We start from the raw sequence: 22124 nt of genomic DNA on the forward strand, positions 1-22124 counted from the left end.
GATCAATTGATCTTTCACATACCTTTTTTTCATACAGTTTAAGGAAAATGTTTTTGACTTAGAAAGTTATCTAGCTCCAGACACTATCACCTCGTGCCAAATAGCCTCCCCGATTAACAGCGAAAGGTGGTAATTATCGACAAGAACATTTGCATTTCGCCAAGAGACAGAATGTCGACATTGCGCCGTTTCCCACAGGACGTAGGCAGTTCTAAGGCTGAATTGGATCGACTTGATTTTTCTTATAACATAAATTGTTTCTGAGTTTCCATATATTTTTAATCAAGAGAATAATCTAGATATGACTCATACGGTTCTAAAAGTTTCCGTGCTTTTTTATATAAGGATGGTTCTAATTTTTTTAATTTATTGTTTACTTGTAAGACTAGCTTTTTATTACCGATATCAAAGGGTTGTTCTTGAAGAATCACAAGTACTTGCTTCGCTTGCTTTACGGTAAGACTTATCTGATATTCCCGAGCAAAGCGTATTAATTCTTTTACATCAAGATTTCTTATTTTTTGATTAACCATTTGTCGAACCAAGGGATTCAAAAGTATGGCCTCCTTTTTTTCATAGAGTTCAGATCATGATTATTTAAGTATTGAAAACGCATGGAATTTTTTCCACTCTTCTATATGATTATGGATATTACAGCAAAATGTTCCAAATTCATGTATACTAAGAAGGAGAAGGACTTTGTTTTACAAGGGGAGCGTTCACATGTTAAATAAAGATAATTTGCAAGAATATCATTTATTAAAAACAATAGTTGAACTCTCAAATGAGTGGACGTTTGTGTTTGATAAAGCGAAAAACTTAGTTACAACATACATACGTGATGAATCCTTAAAAAATTACATAGAAAAAGATTTCTTATATTGCTTTACACAAGGGGAAAGGCATCGATTTCTCTCATTTCTTGATAAGATTATAGAAAAAGGGGATGAAAGAGAGGAATTCATGTTTTGTTTTGGGCCATATAACTATAAGTCGTTAGTCTTGTCAGGTTCTGTGTTTGACGAGTTTATTGTAGTAATGGGTAAGGAGTCTAAAGACTTTTTAAATGAAGCAGGACAAGACCTTTTGAATAGATTACCTATTCCAGCAATATGTATATCACATAGCGGATTAATTTTATCCACAAATAAAGAGCTGAGAATACTTTTTCAAGAGCTTCAATTTGATTTATTTACAGATAAATTACCTTTATCTGATAATATAAACCACCCAATGTATCATGAAATCTCATGTTTATTTCATAATATGAGAAGTGCAGGAATAAAAGAGGTAGTAACATATAAAAGGAAAGATATACGCCTTGTTTTACAAGGGATTGATACAAATAATACAATCTATATACTTATAAAAGATGAAAGAATCACAGAAAAGTTTGAAAAACTAATTACGTATCAACAGCAATTGCAGGCTGTATCACAAATTGCAGCAGGAGTTGCACATGAATTAAGGAATCCTCTTTCTGTTATAAAAGGGTTTCTTCAGTTATCAAGACTTTCGAATAATTTAAGCAAATACTATGATACTATTTTTTCCGAAATAGAACGGATGAATAAAATTATTGAAGACTTTTTATCCATATCACGAAAGGAAATTGAGAAGCGGTATGTAAAACCAGACGAGATGATGGAAAGTATTTTGATGATATTTCGATCTGAATGTTTACTTCACGATATTTTTTTTACGTATTCTATTCAACCGATGAATTCAACCATTTTTGTTAATGTACAAATGATGAAACAAGTGTTGATTAACATACTTAGAAACTCGGTTGAGGCTTATCATGGCCAACCAACAAAGAGAACCTTTGATTTAACAACTTTTGTAAAGGATTCGTGTTTTCGAATTGAACTGACGGATCAAGGTCCAGGCATCCCAGATGACATTATGGAGAAAATTGATCAGCCATTTTTTACAACGAAGGAAAAAGGTACAGGCATAGGAATTCCCTTATGTAAGCAAATAATTGAGGATCATAATGGGGAATTTATAGTTGAGAGTAAGCCAAATATAGGTACAAAGGTTATCATTAAGTTACCACTTTCTGATAAAAAAAATCCAAAGGGATAAAAATAATTGAGAAGTATGCCTACATTAAGGTATGCTTTTTTTTATTTGTCTATTGAAAAAAAACCAATCAGGACTTATAATCGATTTATCAGAAAGTTTACTTAGTGCAACATTTTATGTTAAGGGAAAGATTTTCGTTACTATTCACATTCGTTGCATGTACGACATATATTAATTTAACTTGTGTAATTTATATAAAGGTAATGCTATATGAACAGGAGGAAAGTAGAGTGGGAAATAATAGTTCAATTGATGTTAATCATTTATCTGTTCATTATCATGGTAATATTGCATTAAAAAATATAAGCTTTTCTGTTCAAGAAGGCAGTATTGTAGGTGTAATAGGTCCAAATGGAGCTGGTAAATCCACATTGATGAAGGCGATGTTAGGTTTAGAAAAGAGTACTGGATCTGTTTCTTTTTTTGGTAAACATGTAAAAGAACTTAGAAAAAATATTGCATATGTACCTCAAAGAAATAGTATAGATTGGGACTTCCCAGTTCGCGTTGAGGATGTGGTGTTAATGGGAAGATATCCTCATATCCCGTGGTACAAAAAAATGAGTAAATACGATAAGGAAATAGCGAAAGAATCATTGAAAAAAGTTGGTATGGAGCAATTTTCTCATAGGCAAATAGGAGAACTTTCTGGAGGGCAGCAGCAACGTGTATTTATTGCTCGAGCGCTTGCTCAAAAATCAGATATGTTCTTTCTAGATGAACCTTTTGTAGGAATAGATGTTAAATCAGAAGAAATTATTGTCGATTTACTTCATCAATTAAGAGATTTAGGGAAAACAATTTTTGTTATACATCATGATTTGAGTAAAGTAGAAAAATACTTTGATCAGTTAGTCCTACTAAATCAAGAATTAATTGATGCTGGATCAGTGGAAGAAGTATATAGTGCAGAAAATTTAAAGAAAGCTTATCAAGGAAGTGCAGCACTTGTTTCTCAAGGAAATGAATTGGTGGTGGTGAACCCTTGATTAGTCAAATTTCTATGTTCATTGATCAACTAACACTTTACCCATACTTACAACAAGCATTAGTTGCTTCTATATTGGTTGGAATAATTTGTGGTGTAATTGGGTGCTTTATTATTCTAAGAGGCATGGCATTGATGGGGGATGCTATTTCCCATGCAGTTCTACCTGGGGTAGTCATTTCTTATATGATTGGTGCAAGTTTTTTCTTAGGTGCTGTTGTAACTGGTGTATTAACGGCTTTGGCTATAGGTTATATTTCACAAAACAGTAGGATCAAAGAAGATTCAGCGATTGGTATTATGTTTACTGCGATGTTCGCCTTAGGGGTAGTAATGATTACGAGCCTTAAGGGAACGAGATTTGATTTATGGCACATCTTATTTGGTAATGTGTTAGCTGTTTCAAGAAATGACTTGTTAATTACAGTAGGAATAGGAATTTTTGTACTTTTAGCCATTGTTATTTTTTATCGACCATTACTATTAAGTACATTTGATGAAACGATGGCAAAGGCTTCTGGTTTACCTGTTAAGTTTATTCACTACATGCTAATGCTCTTATTGTCACTAGTAACGGTAGCGTCTCTACAAACAGTGGGTATTATTTTGGTTGTTGCCATGTTAATTACACCTGGAGCTACTGCTTATTTATTAACTGATAGATTTCCAGTAATGCTCATGTTGTCTGCCCTAATTGGAACAATATCAGCTATTACAGGATTATATTTTTCTGTTATTTATGATGTAGCATCAGGTGCTTCTATCGTGTTAGCCGCTTCTATATTATTTTTATTAGCATTCTTCTTCTCTCCGAAACAGGGTATTGTCGTTCGAATGTTTCGGACTCCTGCATAACGGGTATAGAACCTATAGAACTAAGTAATATAGTGATTTTTGGTATTGTTAATACATTAACAATACCTTTTTTATTTTCAACATGCTATATTTCAATCCATATGAAAGGAGGGGGAATATGCGTTCTAAATTACGAGGGTGGTCCTTTCGGAACTTATTTATATTAATTTCAAGTTTGCTTGTTCTTTATATTTTCATAAATTATGAAAGAAGTAATGATATTCCAGAAGCCACTGACCTACAAATAGAAAAGGAACCGATAAAAGAAGAAATGCAGTTTATTGTTGAAATGGACAATTTATTTAATGACATAAAACACTTAGGTTATAATTACTACTTATCCTTTGATTTATGGGGAAGAGCAAGTGAATTTTCAAAAGTGTTTTCCGAAGACAGCGATGGACGTTTTCAAGAAAATTGGGGTAGATTCTTAACAATCGAAGCCAAGAGGAAAGGGATTGATCCGTTTCTTGTATATGAATTGTTGAAAGTAGAGACGGGTGGAACTTTTGATCCATATCTCGTTGGTCCACAAACTGTGTATGGACAAGCGTATGGGTTAGCTCAATTTATGGAAAATACAGGTCCTTGGATAGCGGGGATGGCAGATTTGGAATATGACTTGCAATTTCTGTTTGATCCATATTTTTCGATTCAACTTTGCATCGTTTATTTAGATTTTTTGTACAAGCTATATGAGGATTGGAATCACGCGTTGACTGCATATCATCGAGGAATATACGGATTAGAAGAATACATCGAAGAAAATGGGAACGCGGAAAGTTGGTATGCCCTTGAAATTATATCGAATGCGAAAGGACATGAACTTGTATTAAACAATTAATCTTCGTAAGTTCCAAAAGAGGGAATAACCTTTTTGGAACTTACATTCTTTTTAAAAGATAAGAATTTATAAAATTTTTGAACTTAGAAAGATGTCTAGCTACATCCGCTATCTGCTGTCAAAAATAACCTTCCAGTTAGAAAAGTAGAAAGCACTTTTCAACTGAAAGAACAATTTTCTTCGCAGATATGCAAGCGGATTAAGCTTTTCGTTCGTCCAGAACATTTGCATTTCGGTCCTGAGAGGGCGCCTTGCGCTTTTCTTAAAAGGTAAGAAAGTATAAAATTTTTGAACTTAGAAAGGTGTCTAGCTCCAGGCGCCAGGACCTCGTGTCAAATAACCTGGCCGATTAAAAAGTAAAAAGCACTTTTTATCGTCCAGAACATTTGCATTTCGGTCCTGAGAGGGCGCCTTGCGCTTTTTTTAATCATCTAATGGATTTTTTTTCATATAAGATTGCGCTTGTTGGTAAAACATTTCCTGGCTCTGAATGGGTTGTTCATTTTCCTTTATATCCACATATAAGTACTCGCCATCTGATTGTTGTATTCTTGCTTTTACATTATCCTTTAGAGTTGTATATAGAATGTTTTTAATTCTCTCTTTAATGGATTCTTGATGAATTGGAAATAGAATTTCTATCCTTTTTTCCATATTACGGGTCATCCAATCTGCTGAAGAGAGGTATATCTTTTCTTCACCATTTTGATAAAAATAGAAAATTCGGCTATGTTCTAAAAAATGATCTACAATGCTTCTAACTGTAATGTTTTCACTTACTCCAGGTATTCCAGGTTTTAAGCAGCATATCCCTCTAACAATAAGGTCTATTTTTACACCAGCACAACTAGCCTCATAAAGCTTTAAAATTATCGGTTTATCAGACAATGAATTCATCTTTGCAATAATTCTACCATTCCCATGTTGCTTTTCATTTTCTATTTCTTGTTCCATTAAATTGATAAATTTAGTTCTCATTTCAAATGGTGCTGTGGATATTTCATTCCATTTAGGTTTATCTGTAAATCCACTTAAGTGGTTGAAAAAGTTAGTGGCGTCGATGCCAAAGGACGGTTTTGCTGTTAATATCCCCATGTCTGTGTAAAGTTTCGCTGTTGTATCATTATAATTTCCTGTTCCCAGATGAACAAATCGCTGAATTTTGCCTTCATGTTGTCGTATTATTAATGTAATTTTACTGTGTGTTTTCAATCCAGTTATTCCGTAAATAACATGAACACCAGACTTTTCAAGTTTTTTAGCCCATTGTATATTATTTTCTTCGTCAAACCGTGCTTTTAATTCCACTAGTACTGTTACTTGTTTTCCATTTTCAGCAGCGTTTGCTAATGCTTTAATAATAGGTGACTCCCCACTAACGCGATAGAGGGTCTGTTTAATTGCCAATACATTAGGATCTTCTGATGCTTTCATTAACATATCAACGATCGGCTGAAAAGATTCATAAGGATGATGTAGAAATATATCCTTTTTTAAAATTGCTTGAAATATATCTTCTTCTCCAATCAAGTCCTGGGGAAGTTGCGAGATATAAGGTGGATGAATAAAGTCTTCATATTTATTTTTTAACTTATTATAAAACGTAGTTAAAATTGTATAATCAATTAGTCCGTTTACATAATACAAATCGTTCTTATCTAGTTCTAATACATGCATGAGGTAAGTAAGAATTTGCTCATTCATGTTGTTTCTCTTCATTTCGAGGCGAACAGCAGCACCCCATTTTCGTTTTTTTAATTCTTTTTCAATAACCTTTAGTAAATCTCTTGCACCTTCCTCGTGTATGGTTAAATCAGCGTTTCTAGTTATTCTAAATGGTGCCACCGAGAGTACGGTATTACCTTGAAAAAGTCGTTGAATAAAATGACTGATAACTTCTTCTAACATGATGAAACATTGATCCTTTGGATGAACCGATGGGAGAGTAAGTAACCGGTCAAGAACAGAGGGCACCTGAACGATAGCTAACCTTTTATCACCATCTATTAACTCTTGATTATTCTGACCTTCTAACAGTACTCCTAAGTTTAAACTTTTATTTAAGAGCATGGGAAAAGGTTGATATGCATCAATGGCCATCGGTGTTAGAACAGGTAATATGTAATTATCAAAATGTTTGCTTAAGAAGGCATAATGATCATGAGTTACTTCATCCATGGATAATATCTCTATGCCTTCATTTCCAAGGTGCGGTTTTATGGAATCAGTAAATAATTCATCTTGCAGTTTAACTAAATGGTGATTATATTCACTGATTTTTTTTAATTGTTCCCTTGGTGTTAACCCTGATTTATTATCAGGTTGATGAAAACCAGCTTTTACTTGATCTTTCAATCCACCAACTCGTACCATGAAGAATTCATCTAAATTAGAACTAAATATAGAAGTAAATTTGAGTCTTTCTAAGATAGGATTTTTATCATCAATCGCTTCTTGAAGTACGCGTTTATTAAAGGCCAGCCAACTGAGTTCACGATTATTGAAATTTGTTGCTTTATCAAGTAATTTGTTTTTAACTTCTTCTATCATGGTATCCTCCGTAAACATAAGTCTCTAAAAAAAGGTTGGTGAAATTGTCTAAAGAGATAAGTTTACCCTTATACAGGTATAAATGTGAGTTCAAATTGTATACCTAAAGCTTTTTCTAAGTGTCGTTTATTTTTATTTGCTTGGAACTCCTCAAAATAAACATCATCAGAGTGTGTTAATTCTATGATGCATTTCTCTGTATTCAGTTTCTTTACTCTTAATGATTCGATTACATTCCTATTAGTATAATTAAGTGCATAACAGAGTTTTAATATAGCACCTAAAACTTCAAACTTATTTCTATCTTCATCGGAAATAAGTTGTTGAAAAGGCGATAAATATTGCTTTAATTGTGATTTTGATTTAAAGGAAGCAATACATGCAATCGCGAGCCTTTCTTTGTGGTTTAATCCGTCTATAGTTTGGTTTGTGAGTAAATAAAACGTGTGCTGACTTTTAGACTCTGGATGGATAGCTCCTCCAATGAAATAGATACGTGCACTCCATTGTAGAAGCTTTATATCTCTATCTTTTAATGAAAAATCGATATTGTTTATCAATTCTTTAGCTAGGAATGTGGCAAGGATCGCAATTTTCTTTTGGAAATTTAGATCTAACGAATAGTCTTGACTAAGCTGGTAAAAGCTCTCTTCCGCTACATTTGGGTAGTGACGAATTCCGATGGGTTTTAAATATAACTCAGAAAATAATCCGTCACGAAGCCCTTTATTACTCACGATAAAGGAAGAAGCACTCGCTATATTCAAGAGTTCCTCTATCGCGATTGCAGCAGGAATAATGATATCGGCTCGATCTTTTGATAAACCTTCTAATTGCTGCCTTTCTTTTAAAGACATAGTAATAAGGCTTCGATTGACAAAGTGAATATCAGTTTTTTCCATTTCGTATTGGTGAAGCCCCGATAAAGGGTATAATTGTTGTCGTTGATGTATGGACGCTATATTTCTTGCACTACCACCTATTCCTATTACTGGTAGTCCTCTATTTTTCGTCCACGAGAGTGTTTCATATTCCTTTCTGACATACTCCCTTAGTGTGTTAAGTTCCTCTCGTGTTGGAGGGTCATTATGTATAAACTTTTTTAATGTAATAGCGCCAAAGGGAAAACTGTGATAAGAAAATAACTCTCTATTTTCAAACAACGTAACTTCTGTACTCCCACCACCAATATCTATCGTTATTCCATTAATAATATCTGTTGAATTAGTAACAGCTAAATATCCATAATAGGCTTCTTCTTTGTCAGAAAGCACTTGAATTTGGAATGCATCTTGTTCACGAATGGCCTGTAAAATTTCATCCTGATTATTTGCATTACGAATTGCTGCTGTCGCTACACCCCGAACTATTGATAATTCATAATTAGAGGCAACAATAGAGAAACGCTCTAACGTATGTAAAATTGTTTCTATTCCTTCACTTGTCATATTTCCTTTTTCATCTATATAAGAACTTAATCTGGCTACGACTTTTAAATTTTGAATTTGCTTTATGCATCCCACTTCATTAATATCATAAATTACAAATCGTATAGAGTTAGATCCCATATCGATAATTCCTATTTGCTGTGGTTTCATGATTACACACCCTTTTTCGCTTTTATGGTCCATTTTCGTATTAAAAATATCCGATTCATCAGAGAAGATTATATAGAAGGATCGTATGTTATTGGGAATATCTATACAGACCTACTATTTAATAGGACTGTTATATTCTAACCACACATGCAGTAACCATATTCTATAAATAGCCTAACATATCCTGCATAAACCCTTTAGTTTACAAAATTGTACGGTTCATGTATACTACGATGTGATATTAAATCGTAATCGTTCTTATGTTGTTTTTTATTGTGGAAAGGGTGTCTTGATGAATAACAAAAATAAATATGCCATCGAGGTGGAACTTGTCTCTTTCTCTTATGGTCAACGTAATGTATTGGAAGATATACAATTAAAAATTCCACAAGGTTCGTTTCTAGGGTTAATGGGTCCAAACGGATCGGGTAAATCAACCCTAATTAAATGCATCCTCGGTTTACATAAGCCAAATAAAGGTACGATAAAATTGTTTGGTGAAGATGTGAATAAATTTGATCGTTGGAGTGAAGTGGGCTTTGTTTCACAAAAAGCAAATAGCTTTAATAGTGGTTTTCCCGCAACTGTATTTGAGGTTGTTTCGATGGGCCTTTTCGGAAAAATTGGCCTTTTTCGTTTTTTAACAAGAAAACATAAAGATAAAGTAATTGATGCTATTCGACAAGTAGGTATGGAAGACTACCTTAGACAAAATATTGGAGAGTTATCAGGCGGTCAACAGCAACGAGTATTTATTGCAAGAGCTTTGGTTAGTGACCCTAAATTACTCATATTAGATGAACCTACTGTTGGTGTTGATGCAAAGTCAGTTCAAAATTTCTATACTATGTTAAAAAAACTCAATGTAGAAAGAAACATGACCTTAGTTCTCGTTACTCACGATATAGGTGCTATGACAGAATATATAACGGACGTAGCTTGTTTGAATAAATGTCTTCATTTCCATGGTGGTACTAAAGAATTTGAAGAAAAACAGGATGATATGATTTCCTCGATGTATGGTCATGATGTAAGAATAATTACTCATAACCATGATCATGACCACGATCACGCTCATGACCATGATAATTTAAAAGGGAGTACTCACCATGATTAGCGTATTTTTTGAATACTCTTTTCTAACGTATTCTTTATATACAGCGATAATGGTAGGTTTGATTGCGCCGTTACTAGGTGTTTTTCTTGTTGTAAGAAGACTTTCTCTTATCTCCGATGCATTGTCTCATATTACTTTATCAGGAATAGCATTTAGTCTCTTATTAGGTAAACATTTTATCTTATTTGCTAACCTCAATCCAATCTATATGGGTATGATATTTTCTGTTGGTGGTGCAATATTTATAGAACGCTTAAGAAATGTATATCGTTATTATAAAGAACTAGCCATTCCAATTATACTTTCTGCAGGAATTGGAATTGGTGTTGTGTTTATTTCTCTTGCAGATGGATTTAATACGGATTTATTTAGCTATTTATTCGGAAGTGTTGTTGTAATTCGCTACTCCGATTTTCAGTTAATTTCTGTTATTACGATTCTTGTCCTTATATTATTTTTTCTTTTTTATAAAGAATGGTTTTACCTAAGTTTTGATGAAGATCAAGCTACCGTTTCTGGAATTCCAAAGAAGATATTACATTTTATTTTTATTGTTATGGTAGCATTAGTTATTGCTGCATCAATGAGAATCGTTGGTATTTTGTTAGTATCATCTTTAATGACATTACCTGTTGCTGCTGCGATGAGATGGGCTAAAGGATTCAAACAAATGTTCTTTTATGCAATCATTTTTGGAGAATTATCAGTGATTATCGGATTAGTAAGCTCATTTCATTTAGATTTATTTCCAGGGGGTACAATTGTTTTACTGAATGTACTAATATTACTATTTTCTATATTATTAACAAATAAGAGATAATGATCGGGTGAGAGTATGGAGTTACTGCAGCAATTAACATTTCTAGAAAGAGGTATAATAGCAGGATTAATAATTGGATGTATATGTCCGTTAATTGGGGCCTTTTTATTAGTGCGAAGAATTACAATAATCTCAGAGGCTTTATCGCATATTACGTTAACAGGCATTACTGCTGGTATGTTTTTAAGTCAATCAATAGCATTATTTTCTTTTTTGAATCCTTTGTATGCTGGTCTGTTTTTCTCTTTAATTGGTTCTTTGTTAGTGGAAAAGTTAAGACAAATATATAAACATTTTCAGGAATTAGCTATTCCGATTATTCTATCTTCAGGAATAGGTCTCAGTGCAATTCTAATGAGTTTAACCTCAGGTAGTTATAATCAATGGTATAATTATCTTTTTGGGAGTATCATTACTGTTTCTTTATCTGACTTACTGTTTATTATCATTACAGGACTTATTGCTTTATTAATGATTGGTGGATTTTATAAGGAGTTATTATCTATATCCTTTGATCAGGAATTTGCGAAAGTTACCGGGGTGTCGGTGACGCGTTTTAATTTCTTTTTCTCTTTGTTAATAGCAATTGTTATTTCTATGTCCATGAAAGTTGTTGGTATATTATTAGTAGGAGCAATGGTTACTCTGCCGGTAGCGGCTAGTATTCAATTAGCAAAGAGTTTTAAACAAGTCATTTTTTTAGGAATTCTCTTTGGTGAATTAGCAATGATTATAGGGATAATTCTCTCGTATTATTTGGATATTGCAACTGGTGGTATGATTGTTGTAACGGGTGTTTTTATACTACTTATTACAAGTGGGATAAAAAAGATAACGGCATCTTTAAGGAGTAAGATATAAATGGAGGAGATTAAATGCGCTTAGAGGAAGCAATGCAGATCTTAAAGGAGAAAGGATATAAACATACGGACAAACGTGAAGATATGCTTTCTCTTTTTTCAACAGAGGATAGATATTTAGCGGCAAAAGATGTATTAGAGAATATGCAAGATAAATATACAGGGTTAAGTTTTGATACCATATACCGAAATCTATCTTTGTTTGCAGAACTTGGTATTTTGGAAACAACAGAACTTGATGGAGAAAAGAAGTTTAGGTTTACATGCTCGACAGAAAGTCATCATCATCATTTGATATGTTTAGACTGTGGAATTACACAACATATCCATGCATGTCCTATGGATACATTTATAGAAAGAGATCCTGGATTTAAAATCGTGGGTCACAAGTTTGAAGTGTATGGATATTGTGAAAAATGTCATACATAGAAAATATAAAAGGGTGTTAGAAAAGGTGTTTTACACTTTTTCTTCCCCCTTTTTATTTTGGACTTAGAAAGTTGTCTAGCTCCATCCGCTATCTGCTGTCAAAAATAACCTTCCAGTTAGAAAAGTAGAAAGCACTTTTCAACTGAAAGAACAATTTTCTTCGCAGATATGCAAGCGGATTAAGCTTTTCGTTCGTCCAGAACATTTGCATTTCGGTCCTGAGAGGGCGCCTTGCGCTTTTTTTATTACTTTTCATTAAAGATGTTTTCTGTTATTGCTTTTGCTTCTTTCCAGTTGTATGCTCGATAGACAAGTTTATGGACTGGGTCACGATTATATGGAGTGTCTAATAAAATAACAGGGATGTCACATTCTTCCGCTATATCGCATGCATTATCATGCTTATCTTCGAAGAATACCTCAATGTTATGTTCTTTGACAGCTTCTAATTTATGATGTTTTCCTAAAAGCTCTATGTGGTCATAAGGCAATTGTAATTTTAGAAACCATTCGATTGTAAGATTATGAACATGTTTTGGTCGAGCACTGATGTAATAAAGTTCGTGATCTTTTTTCCAATTTGTTAGAATGCTTTTAGCATCAATAGCAAGCTCAGCATTTTTATATATTGTGGGTTCATGTTCTTTCATCCAGTTCCAAAAGTCTTCTTTTGTAATGTTTAATATAGTGGAAAGCTCATATTGTGTAAGGTCGTTAAGCGTTAAATTTTGGTTGAAGTGATTGTTTAAATATGGAATAAATGTTCCAGGGTCTGTTACAGTACCATCTATATCAATTCCCAGTCGTCGTTTTCTCATGAAAGTCACCTTCTTTGTTTCGATTTGAAATCTTTGTCATCGATAATCTGATTTCACCTTGGCATACTAATTGTACACGCAATGGCAAAGGAGGGAAATAGGAATGTCCCAATTTGATAACAATAAATACCCAAGGGATTTTCATGTTGTGAAAGACGAACATGATAATGAAACAAGAATTGAACCGGAAAGAAACGACGATGATTATCGTGAAGAAACTGCTGCAGAGTATGCCCCACCTGCAGGTTTAATGGGGCGAAGAGAAGTGATCGACGATGATGTAGAAGATACTCGTGACGCTGATACGGAGGCGACAGGAGGAAGAGGTATTGCAACCTTTGCGTTAGCATTATCCATTGTCTCGTTGTTGTTTTTACCTGTGCTATTTGGCGCAGCAGGGCTTATTCTTGGTTTTATGGCTGTTAACCGCGATCAAAAGGGTCTTGGTTATACTGCAATAGTGATTAGCGCATTCTCCATTATCATGAGTGTATTTTTTGCACCGTTCGTCACCTAACTAAAATGCCGTGCGTGTAAAGAGGTGCAGAAAAAGTCACATCATAAAAAATGGTGTAAAGAAAAGAAGGTGTCTAAAGGCACCTTCTTTTTACATTACATATTAAGCTTTTGTTTTTCTTCGTGTTCTTTCGCAAGCTTATCAATTTCTTTCTTTAATTCTTCCACCATATCTGCCTCGGGTACTTTCCTTATTACTTTCCCTTTACGGAATAATAAGCCTTCTCCTCGTGCTCCAGCAATACCGATGTCAGCTTCTTTGGCTTCCCCAGGGCCATTTACAGCACAACCTAAAACAGAAATTTTGAGCGGAGCGTTAATTTTTTGAATATATTCTTCCACTTCATTAGCAATACTGATTAAATCAATCTCGATTCTACCACAAGTAGGGCATGAAATAAGGGTTGCAGCATTGGCAGCAAGACCGAATGATTTAAGTAATTCTTTAGCAACCTTAATTTCTTCTACAGGATCCGCACTAAGTGAGATACGAACGGTACTACCTATTCCTTGGTTTAATAATATTCCTAACCCAGCGGAACTTTTTATCGTTCCAGAAAACAAGGTTCCGGATTCAGTAATTCCTAAATGTAATGGATAATCAAATGTTTTAGCAGCTAATTCATAAGCAGCTATTGCTAGTCGTACATCTGATGCTTTCATAGATACTATAATGTCATAAAAGTCTAGCTCTTCTAGAATTTTGATATGATGTAGGGCGCTTTCTAGCATCCCCTCAGCTGTTGGGTAACCGTATTTGTCTAATATTTTCTTTTCTAATGAACCAGCGTTAACTCCTATACGTATAGGAATTCCTTTTGCTTTTGCAGCATTTACGACAGCTTCTACTTTTTCTCTTCTACCTATATTACCAGGATTAATTCTAATTTTATCGATTCCACCTTCAATCGCTTTTAGAGCAAGTCGATAGTCAAAGTGTATATCAGCTACTAATGGAATGTTAATTTGTTTCTTAATTTGAGGAATAGCTTCAGCAGCTCTCATATCAGGACAAGCAACCCGTACTACTTGACACCCAGCTTCTTCAAGTCTCTTTATCTCAGCTACTGTCGCTTCTACATCATGAGTTTTCGTCATCGTCATGCTTTGAATGACAACTTCATCACTTCCACCTATTGTTATAGGACCTACTTTTACTGGTCTTGTATTTTTTCTATGAATAATTTGGGTCACACTGTATCGCCCCTTTATGTGATAAAATCGTTATTTTAAGTTTGGATATCCTTGTTCATTGTAACAACGACTTTACTGTTGTGGCAAGAGCTAAGAATTATTCGTTATCATAAAGTGGAAAACGATACGTATGTCCAATAATAATTTCATGTGCCTTTACGTTAGGATTTAAAGCCTCAAAATCATCTACAACTTTTGGCGGTGCAAAACGTAAGCCTTGTTTCTCATGAAGAGCTTGCACTATTCCATAAACTGTATGCCCTGCTTCCACAATGACTTCCTGATAGGGTATGCTCATAGCTTCATTTGAGCCAGTTTCTAAACCGTTACTTTCAACGTTGTTATCCTCTGTATATTGAAGGGATTGAGGAATAGTTCCCTCTGTTAGGTCATAATAAGCGCTAATACCCAAAAAGATAATAAAACTAAGAATAAGAATAGGGCGCATATACTCTCCATCTCCTTTTAATTTACGTTTATAAAATAATATGCTTGTCCAATAAATATATTCCATAAAAATAATAAATTCGTTAGAAAGGCTTATGTTTAAAATGGATGGAAAGTGTAAAGAAAAGATAGTAATGAGGAGTGTGACTAAAAATGACATTAAAAAGTAATTTTTATAAAATGGATAAGATAAGATTCATTTCTTTTGGATACCTAATCTTCGCAATTTTTTTCTTCTTTAGTAATTCTCAGATGGATGTAGGAGCGGCGAAAAATATCGAGTCTAGAACGACATACGAAAATCAAATTTCTAATTTAGAAGAAATAATAAATTCTTCAGAAATAAGTGGAAAATTAGAGGTAGATGACCTTACTGAATTATTATCGGATATAAGTGATACTATTTCTAAAGAGGAGATAGATCCAAAAGAAGAGTTGAAAAATATAATCGAACAAAAAACAAGGGAGTTAGGTTTGTCTACAACAGACGAAGATGTCAATGATTTAGAATCTATCATATCAGGATTAGAGAATATGGATATAGATTGGGGAGAGTTTAGATCACATATAGAGGAAATTCATGATAATGTAAATGAATTTATTTCTAGTGATGAAGGGCAAAACTTTATCCATTCTATTCTAGATGTTCTGGTTGCATTTATTGAATTATTGAGAAATTTATTAACACCGTAAAAAAATGAAACTTTTTATAACTGTAAACGTACATATTCATAACAGGAAAAATTTGATATTATATTAGTAATATTAATTACTTGGAGGGGGGAATAATAATGGAAATATTGGAAAATGCCTCCATTGGCTTTTTAGTTGTTTTTATTGCAACTTTATTTATTTTTGGAGAAATTATGGTTAGGGTAAAGGGTTTATTTGGAATTTTAGGTGTAGTAATTATGGCGATGTACTTTTCCTACCATTTAACCGCAACTGCTAGTTTATGGGTTGTTTTACTTTATGCCGTTGGTTTGATTTTAATAATATTTGACGGGAAAGTAACAACAGATGGTACGATCGCTATTGTAGGAATGCTGTTAATGGTGTTAGGATTAGCTTTACCAGCTCCAAGTATTACCTATGGAGTATTAGTAGGAATGGCTTTAGTAATAGCTGCACCTGCTTCGTACTTATTTACTAAAGTCTTCACTCCACGAAATATGTGGTCAAAAATGACGTTGAAAGAAAAACTAACTAGTGAGCTTGGCTATAATTCAATGAACGTTGAGTATAAAGAGCTGATTGGAAAAACAGGAATGACAAAAACACCTTTTAGGCCCACAGGTACAGTAGAAGTGGATGGTAAATTATATAGTGCAACAACTGATAATTTGTGGTTAGAAGCAAATAAAAAAGTAAAAATAATTTCTGTTGACGGTACGAGGATTGTCGTAGTTCCTGAGTCATAACAATAGAGAAACGTTCGATTTCGAACGTTTTTTTATTGTTAAGCAGGAAACTATACTTTTATGACCTGTGGATAACTAGTTGTGTCATGGAAAGATTTTACTTGTAATGAACGCTAGTTCCAACAGGAAGGGAGTGGGCAGAAGCGAATGGAATTCAAAGCAACAAAGATAGTATTACATAGTTATTCTGATACGAATATTTTCAAGTTAGGCATTACTATGTAAAATAATATGAAATGTAGGCTTGTAGGGTGAAGGACTATCGAAATTTGACGGGAAACAGTAATTAATCAAACAATAATAATCAAGATCTAACTAACATCAAATGAGAAAACAAAAAATAATGTCGTTTTTAATCGTAAAAAAATGAAAAAATGGGTAAATGTACTTATTTTTATTAGTTTGACAAGATTCCACAAATCATATGTAAATTTCCGTATATAATGTAAATTAATAATATTAGTATTAACCATTTTATGACACATCCTCTTCTAGATAATGGCAAATTTATTGAAAAATAAAGACGCAAAACCACAGGTCTAAGGACTAAAGTGCGTAAGTAAGAAGTCTATGGTGGCTGGGTTGCCTAGTAAGGAACGTGTAGAAGGGGGCTGGAAGAGGATGGGTAGACAGCTGGAAAAGGTACTGGATGAGGAATGGGTAATGTTGGTGAAGGAAGCCATTCGTTTAGGTCTTAGTTCGACAGAAATTCGTGAGTTTTTACATAACAAAAAGGCAGCTAAAAACATTGGTTAAGTAAAAAACACTTTTAACATTACTTGTTAAAGGTGTTTTTTACATTAGTATTAAAGTTAAGGCTGTGTTAAAGGATAATGTTGATATATCTATACAATGTTGATTTTTACGGAAGGTGCGAGACTCCTGTGTGAAAAGCGGAAAAGGCGAGACCCCGCAGGGAGGTAACGACCGAGGAGGCTTGCGGTTCGCCCTAGGAAAGCGAGCAACCTGTAGTAAAATCAACATCTAAGTTTAACAGAGCCAAAGTTAAAAAGCGTAAGTTATGACTAGTAACCTTGTAATAATAAGCAATATGTATGGATGCTTAATTTGGCGCATGTAGATAAAAGGATATAAAAATTCACACATAGAATTATACGATTTTTGATCTTACTGATAATCCTCTATAGAGGATGATTTTTCATCAAAAGAGGATAGAATTGTTATTGGTAAATTTAATGAATGAAAGATTCTTTTAATAACATCTATCGATGGGTTTTTTTTCATTCCACGTTCAATATAACTTAAATAAGATTTTGAAACTCCTGTCATTCTTGATAACTCCGATAATGAAATTCCTTTTTCTTTTCTCCGTCTTCGAATAATATCTCCAATCATCACACGCCTCCTTCCATATCTTTATATTACACCCTTGTTCATTATATCGCACATTAAGTATTTTATAAAGAATGAAAAAAAAAGAAATCATGAGTAAATACGATATAATGGATGTTTTTTGTTCATTAAATAGAAAAAATGAACAAAAATAAGATTTTTTTATAATACTTCTAATATGGAACTGGTGAAAGAAACTGGAAAAAATGCTTATGTTATAAAAGACGTGAGTTTTTAGAGGTTAGTTAATAAGAGGTTAGGGAGTGTTATGATTATTCAAATAAGAGATGGTGGCATTAATCAAGTAAGAAAAATAAAAAGACCTCAGCTTGAGAGATCTTTTATTTTTGCTTTAGTTTCCATTTGTTATATTCTAGAAAATCACGAAATTCTTCTTTAGATACTCCTGAATCCATTGCTTCTTGTACGAGAACTTTCCACTCAGTATCAAGATCTTCTGTTAAAGAGGTATCAGTTACATTATCTTTTATTAAATGATCAATAGATATATTTAAAACAACTGCGACCTTTTCTAAGAATTGTACAGAAGGGTTTGTTTGAATATTCCTTTCTAGTGCACTTAAATAGGATTTGGCTACTCCAGCTCTTTCGGCTAATTCAGTTAATGTCATACCAGATTCTTTACGATATTTTTTTACTCGTTCTCCTATCATTATCTCTTCTCCTTTAACGGTTTCACTTTGTATTGTAACATACCCTATATGCATTCTATATTATATTTCTTATATTCGTACTATGTAAGGTAAGAATGTCCGTTGTATATCTAATTTTAGAAAAATGTATATATATATAAATATAGCACATTTTTGTTCAGTAAATAGCACAAATCTTAGTAAAGAGGAAAATAATTAGTTTTTCTTTTATTCATTGCATTGAAAACAAATACATGTGCTCTCCAGAAGCTACTATGCACATTGCTTGGAGAGCGCGTAAAGATTACAGTTAATAAGTTGCCAGTCAGTTTTTTAATACATTTTTATACATTAGTTAGAATCCATTGATGACGAACGAGCTGGTATTCCTTTAAATACGTTAAATAAAATAACAAAAGCAATTCCCCAGTAAATGGTGAATGCAATAGGGATTTGTAGATATAATATGTCGAAAATAGCGAATAAAATCGTCGGCAAAGTAACAATATAGGCAGATAAAGTCCAATTTTGTTTATAGCTTAAATTTGTTTTCCTCTTTTTATTCAAAATAATAGCTAAAACAGAAAGAGCGAAAATACCAACGAATTTGGAAGCAGTTAAATACAAGTACATAAAGACGGATAAAAGACCAATAAGGAGTGGAAGAATACCACTGACGCTATCAACTAAAGATACTAGTTCAGATTTAGTGAAGTTCAGACCAAACTCCTGATAATGAAAAGATTCTTGTATTCCACCAGAAATGAAAATAGCTTCTCGTTCCAAGATTGCAAAAGCAGATTCATACTCGCTAATGTCGTTTGCAGTGACATTACCAGAAGGGTCGAATATAATAACATCCTCATCTTCATTAATAATGATGGGGTCACTATTTTCTGCATGAAGTACACCATTGACAATCTCAAAATCAGGGAATGTTTCTGTAAGATGAAATTCCGTTTTTACGAAAAATGAGTTTATCCCAGAACCTAACATAAAGGAAGGTGGAATTGAAACAATAAGCATGAGAGTGAATACATAAAGAATTGTTTTGCCAATCTTTTGGTACCTAAAAGTAGATATCGTAGAGGGCGAGTACAAGCTTTTTAGTAATTGTTGAAATATGTTCATATTATTGGCTCCTTTGAATTTATCCTTCAATATATATGATGAGGAAAAGCTTTATGTCTAAGATAACATATTTTTTATGATCTTTTTAACAAAATATATTAAATAACTATTTGATTTTTTGTCGAAAACATGTAGGATTATGAATGTTAAATAAAAAACTTAACAAAATCTTTACAATTCATTAACAAACAATTAACATTCGAGATTTAGTATTGGGTAAGTGACGAACTAACATGAATAATGTTGAAAACAAGGGGATGAGTTTTTTGGAATTGAGAGATATTCTATTTATGTTTTTTGGTGGATTAGCAATATTTTTATTTGGAATTAAATATATGGGGGATGGTCTTCAAAAAACAGCTGGAGACAGACTTCGTGAAATATTAGATAAATTTACAAGTAATCCTGTTATGGGTGTATTAGCAGGTATTATTGTAACAGTTCTCTTGCAAACATCTACAGGTACAACGGTTTTAGCAATTGGACTTGTTAATGCTGGTTTTATGACATTACGTCAATCAATCGGTGTAATTATGGGAGCAAATATTGGAACGACGATCACAGCATTTATCATCGGTCTTAAAATTTCAGACTATGCTTTACCAATTATTGCGGTGGGAACATTTCTTATCTTCTTTATAAAAAACAAAAGAGCCAATAACATTGGACAAGTTTTCTTCGGGTTTGGTGCATTGTTTTACGGACTTAGTTTGATGGGGAACGGGCTTAAGCCATTGAGGGAGTTAGAGGTGTTTGCAGAACTAACCGTTTCAATGAGTGAAAATCCATTCTTAGGGGTATTAATTGGTACCATTTTTACTGTTGCTGTTCAAAGCTCATCAGCTTCTATAGGTCTTTTACAGCAACTGTATTCACAAGAGGCAATGGAATTAAGTGCTGCACTTCCAGTTCTTTTTGGTGACAATATTGGTACAACCATTACAGCAGTTTTAGCTGCGTTAGGTGCATCCATTGCTGCAAAACGAGCTGCATTAACACATGTTATCTTTAACGTAATTGGAACAATCATTGTTCTAATAATATTGGATTTGTATATTCCTTTTATCGCTTGGTTAGAAAAGATTTGGAATTTAAATCCGGAAATGACTATTGCTGTTGCTCATGGGATTTTTAACTTCTCTAATGTCTTGATTCAACTACCTTTTATTGGATTGCTAGCCCTAATTGTTACAAAAATCATACCTGGAAACGAGACAGTCATAGAATATAAAGCACAGCACTTAGATCCAGCACTTATTCAACAATCATCAGCAATTGCGTTGGGACAAGCAAAGAAAGAAACATTACGAATGGCTGAGCTTTCTGAACAAGGACTTGTAGAAACATCTAAATTTGTTAAAAATAAACAAAAACGACACGCTGAATTAACATACCAATTTGAAGATGCAATAAATAATTTAGATAGAAAAATTACAGATTATCTTATAAAAATTTCTGCTAATTCGTTATCGGCACATGATTCTGCAACACACTCTATGCTAATGGATACTGTTCGTGATATTGAGCGTGTAGGAGATCATATGGAGAACATCATTGAGCTAGCAGAATATCAGATTACAAACAAAGTGAAAGTATCAGGACTAGCATTAGATGACTTAAATGAAATGTTTGATTTAACGATTGATGCTTTAAGACAAGCAATTCGAGCTTTAGAGAATAACGATATAGGAGAAGCGAGAGCTGTGATTTTAAAAGAAGAGAAGATTGATAAAATGGAGCGACAATTACGTAAGAAACACATTATTCGTTTGAATGAAGGGAAATGTGAAGCATCTGCAGGTATCATTTTTGTAGATATGATTAGTAATTTAGAACGTATTGGAGATCATGCGTTAAATATTGCAGAAGCGGTAATTGGAGAAGAATAGAAATGGTAGAGGCTGGGGCCATAACGAAAGTGTAAATCTGAGAACACGAACGATAGGTATCCTTAGTGGAGGAAATATACGATGACTCCGGCGGGATCAAAAGGCAAGGGTGAGACCCCAGGAGTGCTTCAGCACTCGACGGCTCACCAGCCGCCCGCGGAACGCGAAGTATATTTCCTTAGAGAATACTATACGCAAGTATCATTTCGTTCGGATTTCTCAGCGATGGAAACACTTTTGTCTCAGCCTCTTTCTTATTTATTATGTTCATATATAAAATCATAAAAATATTGTATATTTTTCTAGTTACTATATTGACTTATTTTAATAATACATGCTATTATAGTCTTTGTCGCTGATTAATTTAGATATATATGGCGGTGTAGCTCAGCTGGCTAGAGCGTACGGTTCATACCCGTGAGGTCGGGGGTTCGATCCCCTCCGCCGCTACCATATAATACCATGTTGGACCCTTAGCTCAGTTGGTTAGAGCAACCGGCTCATAACCGGTTGGTCGTAGGTTCGAGTCCTACAGGGTCCACCAAACTCAATA

Annotated in this window: 22 protein-coding genes, 2 tRNA genes and 1 riboswitch; of the genes, 15 read left to right on the top strand and 9 right to left on the bottom strand. The window is 33.7% G+C overall.

Features of this window, described 5'->3' with window-relative positions; genetic code table 11:
- Nucleotides 1-278: 278 nt before the first annotated feature.
- The gene (locus ACERII_RS18710) at nt 279-554 is read right to left on the bottom strand and encodes a DUF2624 family protein (RefSeq protein ID WP_373644317.1); all 276 of its coding nucleotides are present in this window, start codon (nt 552-554) and stop codon (nt 279-281) included.
- A gap of 169 nt (nt 555-723) precedes the next feature.
- On the opposite strand from ACERII_RS18710, the gene ACERII_RS18715 reads away from it, so the two are divergent.
- From ACERII_RS18715 to ACERII_RS18730, 4 genes are all read left to right on the top strand, one after another.
- Nucleotides 724-2088 carry a two-component system sensor histidine kinase NtrB gene (locus ACERII_RS18715; RefSeq protein WP_373644318.1) on the top strand — a complete coding sequence of 455 codons (1365 nt, stop codon included), beginning with the start codon at nt 724-726 and terminating at the stop codon, nt 2086-2088.
- A gap of 203 nt (nt 2089-2291) precedes the next feature.
- Complete coding sequence (locus ACERII_RS18720) at nt 2292-3077, top strand: metal ABC transporter ATP-binding protein (RefSeq protein WP_373644426.1); 786 nt, start codon at nt 2292-2294, stop codon at nt 3075-3077.
- Between the two features lie 14 nt (nt 3078-3091).
- Complete coding sequence (locus ACERII_RS18725; RefSeq protein ID WP_373644428.1) at nt 3092-3931, top strand: metal ABC transporter permease; 840 nt, start codon at nt 3092-3094, stop codon at nt 3929-3931.
- A gap of 118 nt (nt 3932-4049) precedes the next feature.
- The gene (locus tag ACERII_RS18730) at nt 4050-4775 is read left to right on the top strand and encodes a transglycosylase SLT domain-containing protein (RefSeq protein ID WP_373644319.1); all 726 of its coding nucleotides are present in this window, start codon (nt 4050-4052) and stop codon (nt 4773-4775) included.
- Nucleotides 4776-5198: 423 nt separating this feature from the next.
- On the opposite strand, the gene ACERII_RS18735 is transcribed toward ACERII_RS18730, so the two are convergent.
- Both ACERII_RS18735 and ACERII_RS18740 read right to left on the bottom strand, forming a co-directional pair.
- Nucleotides 5199-7325 (bottom strand): RNA degradosome polyphosphate kinase, encoded by a 2127-nt coding sequence (locus tag ACERII_RS18735; RefSeq protein WP_373644320.1) that lies wholly within the window; start codon nt 7323-7325, stop codon nt 5199-5201.
- Between the two features lie 68 nt (nt 7326-7393).
- On the bottom strand, nt 7394-8923 hold the full coding sequence (locus ACERII_RS18740; RefSeq protein WP_373644321.1) for a Ppx/GppA phosphatase family protein: 1530 nt from the start codon (nt 8921-8923) through the stop codon (nt 7394-7396).
- Between the two features lie 292 nt (nt 8924-9215).
- Here ACERII_RS18740 and ACERII_RS18745 point away from each other — a divergent pair, with 292 nt between their 5' ends.
- From ACERII_RS18745 to ACERII_RS18760, 4 genes are read left to right on the top strand one after another with little or no spacing between them, the layout of a single operon-like run.
- Nucleotides 9216-10040 carry a metal ABC transporter ATP-binding protein gene (locus tag ACERII_RS18745; RefSeq protein ID WP_373644323.1) on the top strand — a complete coding sequence of 275 codons (825 nt, stop codon included), beginning with the start codon at nt 9216-9218 and terminating at the stop codon, nt 10038-10040.
- Nucleotides 10033-10860: a metal ABC transporter permease gene (locus ACERII_RS18750; RefSeq protein WP_373644324.1), complete on the top strand. Its 828-nt coding sequence runs from the start codon at nt 10033-10035 to the stop codon at nt 10858-10860. Before ACERII_RS18745 ends, ACERII_RS18750 begins: the two co-directional genes overlap by 8 nt.
- A 15-nt stretch (nt 10861-10875) precedes the next feature.
- Nucleotides 10876-11721: a metal ABC transporter permease gene (locus ACERII_RS18755; protein WP_373644325.1), complete on the top strand. Its 846-nt coding sequence runs from the start codon at nt 10876-10878 to the stop codon at nt 11719-11721.
- Between the two features lie 14 nt (nt 11722-11735).
- Nucleotides 11736-12149: a Fur family transcriptional regulator gene (locus tag ACERII_RS18760; protein ID WP_373644326.1), complete on the top strand. Its 414-nt coding sequence runs from the start codon at nt 11736-11738 to the stop codon at nt 12147-12149.
- A gap of 245 nt (nt 12150-12394) precedes the next feature.
- On the opposite strand, the gene ACERII_RS18765 is transcribed toward ACERII_RS18760, so the two are convergent.
- Nucleotides 12395-12967 carry a 5' nucleotidase, NT5C type gene (locus ACERII_RS18765; protein ID WP_373644327.1) on the bottom strand — a complete coding sequence of 191 codons (573 nt, stop codon included), beginning with the start codon at nt 12965-12967 and terminating at the stop codon, nt 12395-12397.
- A 103-nt stretch (nt 12968-13070) separates the two neighbouring features.
- On the opposite strand from ACERII_RS18765, the gene ACERII_RS18770 reads away from it, so the two are divergent.
- Entirely contained in the window at nt 13071-13484 is a 414-nt protein-coding gene (locus tag ACERII_RS18770; protein ID WP_373644329.1) for a hypothetical protein, read from the top strand.
- Nucleotides 13485-13579: 95 nt separating this feature from the next.
- Here the strand turns inward: ACERII_RS18770 and ispG are convergent, their stop codons facing one another.
- Both ispG and ACERII_RS18780 read right to left on the bottom strand, forming a co-directional pair.
- Nucleotides 13580-14677, bottom strand: coding sequence for a flavodoxin-dependent (E)-4-hydroxy-3-methylbut-2-enyl-diphosphate synthase (gene ispG, locus ACERII_RS18775; RefSeq protein WP_373644331.1), 1098 nt, complete (start codon nt 14675-14677; stop codon nt 13580-13582).
- A gap of 97 nt (nt 14678-14774) precedes the next feature.
- The gene (locus ACERII_RS18780; RefSeq protein WP_373644332.1) at nt 14775-15125 is read right to left on the bottom strand and encodes a hypothetical protein; all 351 of its coding nucleotides are present in this window, start codon (nt 15123-15125) and stop codon (nt 14775-14777) included.
- A 152-nt stretch (nt 15126-15277) separates the two neighbouring features.
- Between ACERII_RS18780 and ACERII_RS18785 the strand changes: the two genes are divergently transcribed.
- From ACERII_RS18785 to ACERII_RS18795, 3 genes are all read left to right on the top strand, one after another.
- On the top strand, nt 15278-15817 hold the full coding sequence (locus ACERII_RS18785; RefSeq protein WP_373644333.1) for a DUF1002 domain-containing protein: 540 nt from the start codon (nt 15278-15280) through the stop codon (nt 15815-15817).
- A gap of 98 nt (nt 15818-15915) precedes the next feature.
- Nucleotides 15916-16545, top strand: coding sequence for an NfeD family protein (locus ACERII_RS18790; RefSeq protein ID WP_373644335.1), 630 nt, complete (start codon nt 15916-15918; stop codon nt 16543-16545).
- 490 nt (nt 16546-17035) lie between these two features.
- Nucleotides 17036-17135: riboswitch (cyclic di-GMP riboswitch) on the top strand.
- A 31-nt stretch (nt 17136-17166) separates the two neighbouring features.
- Nucleotides 17167-17301: an anti-repressor SinI family protein gene (locus ACERII_RS18795; RefSeq protein ID WP_373644336.1), complete on the top strand. Its 135-nt coding sequence runs from the start codon at nt 17167-17169 to the stop codon at nt 17299-17301.
- Between the two features lie 372 nt (nt 17302-17673).
- Here the strand turns inward: ACERII_RS18795 and ACERII_RS18800 are convergent, their stop codons facing one another.
- From ACERII_RS18800 to ACERII_RS18810, 3 genes are all read right to left on the bottom strand, one after another.
- Complete coding sequence (locus ACERII_RS18800) at nt 17674-17901, bottom strand: helix-turn-helix domain-containing protein (RefSeq protein ID WP_373644338.1); 228 nt, start codon at nt 17899-17901, stop codon at nt 17674-17676.
- Between the two features lie 338 nt (nt 17902-18239).
- Entirely contained in the window at nt 18240-18572 is a 333-nt protein-coding gene (locus ACERII_RS18805) for a helix-turn-helix domain-containing protein (RefSeq protein WP_373644340.1), read from the bottom strand.
- 330 nt (nt 18573-18902) lie between these two features.
- Nucleotides 18903-19682, bottom strand: coding sequence for a DUF1189 domain-containing protein (locus ACERII_RS18810; RefSeq protein WP_373644343.1), 780 nt, complete (start codon nt 19680-19682; stop codon nt 18903-18905).
- 257 nt (nt 19683-19939) lie between these two features.
- Here ACERII_RS18810 and ACERII_RS18815 point away from each other — a divergent pair, with 257 nt between their 5' ends.
- The 3 genes from ACERII_RS18815 to ACERII_RS18825 all read left to right on the top strand — a co-directional run bounded on the left by ACERII_RS18815 (nt 19940) and on the right by ACERII_RS18825 (nt 22115).
- A complete protein-coding gene (locus tag ACERII_RS18815) occupies nt 19940-21571 on the top strand; it encodes a Na/Pi cotransporter family protein (RefSeq protein ID WP_373644429.1) in 1632 nt (543 codons plus the stop codon).
- 376 nt (nt 21572-21947) lie between these two features.
- A tRNA-Met gene (locus tag ACERII_RS18820) sits at nt 21948-22024 on the top strand.
- 14 nt (nt 22025-22038) lie between these two features.
- Nucleotides 22039-22115: transfer RNA gene (locus tag ACERII_RS18825), tRNA-Ile, on the top strand.
- Nucleotides 22116-22124: the final 9 nt, after the last annotated feature.

It is taken from the genome of Evansella sp. AB-rgal1, from assembly GCF_041820985.1.
Taxonomy (GTDB): Bacteria; Bacillota; Bacilli; order Bacillales; family Salisediminibacteriaceae; genus Evansella.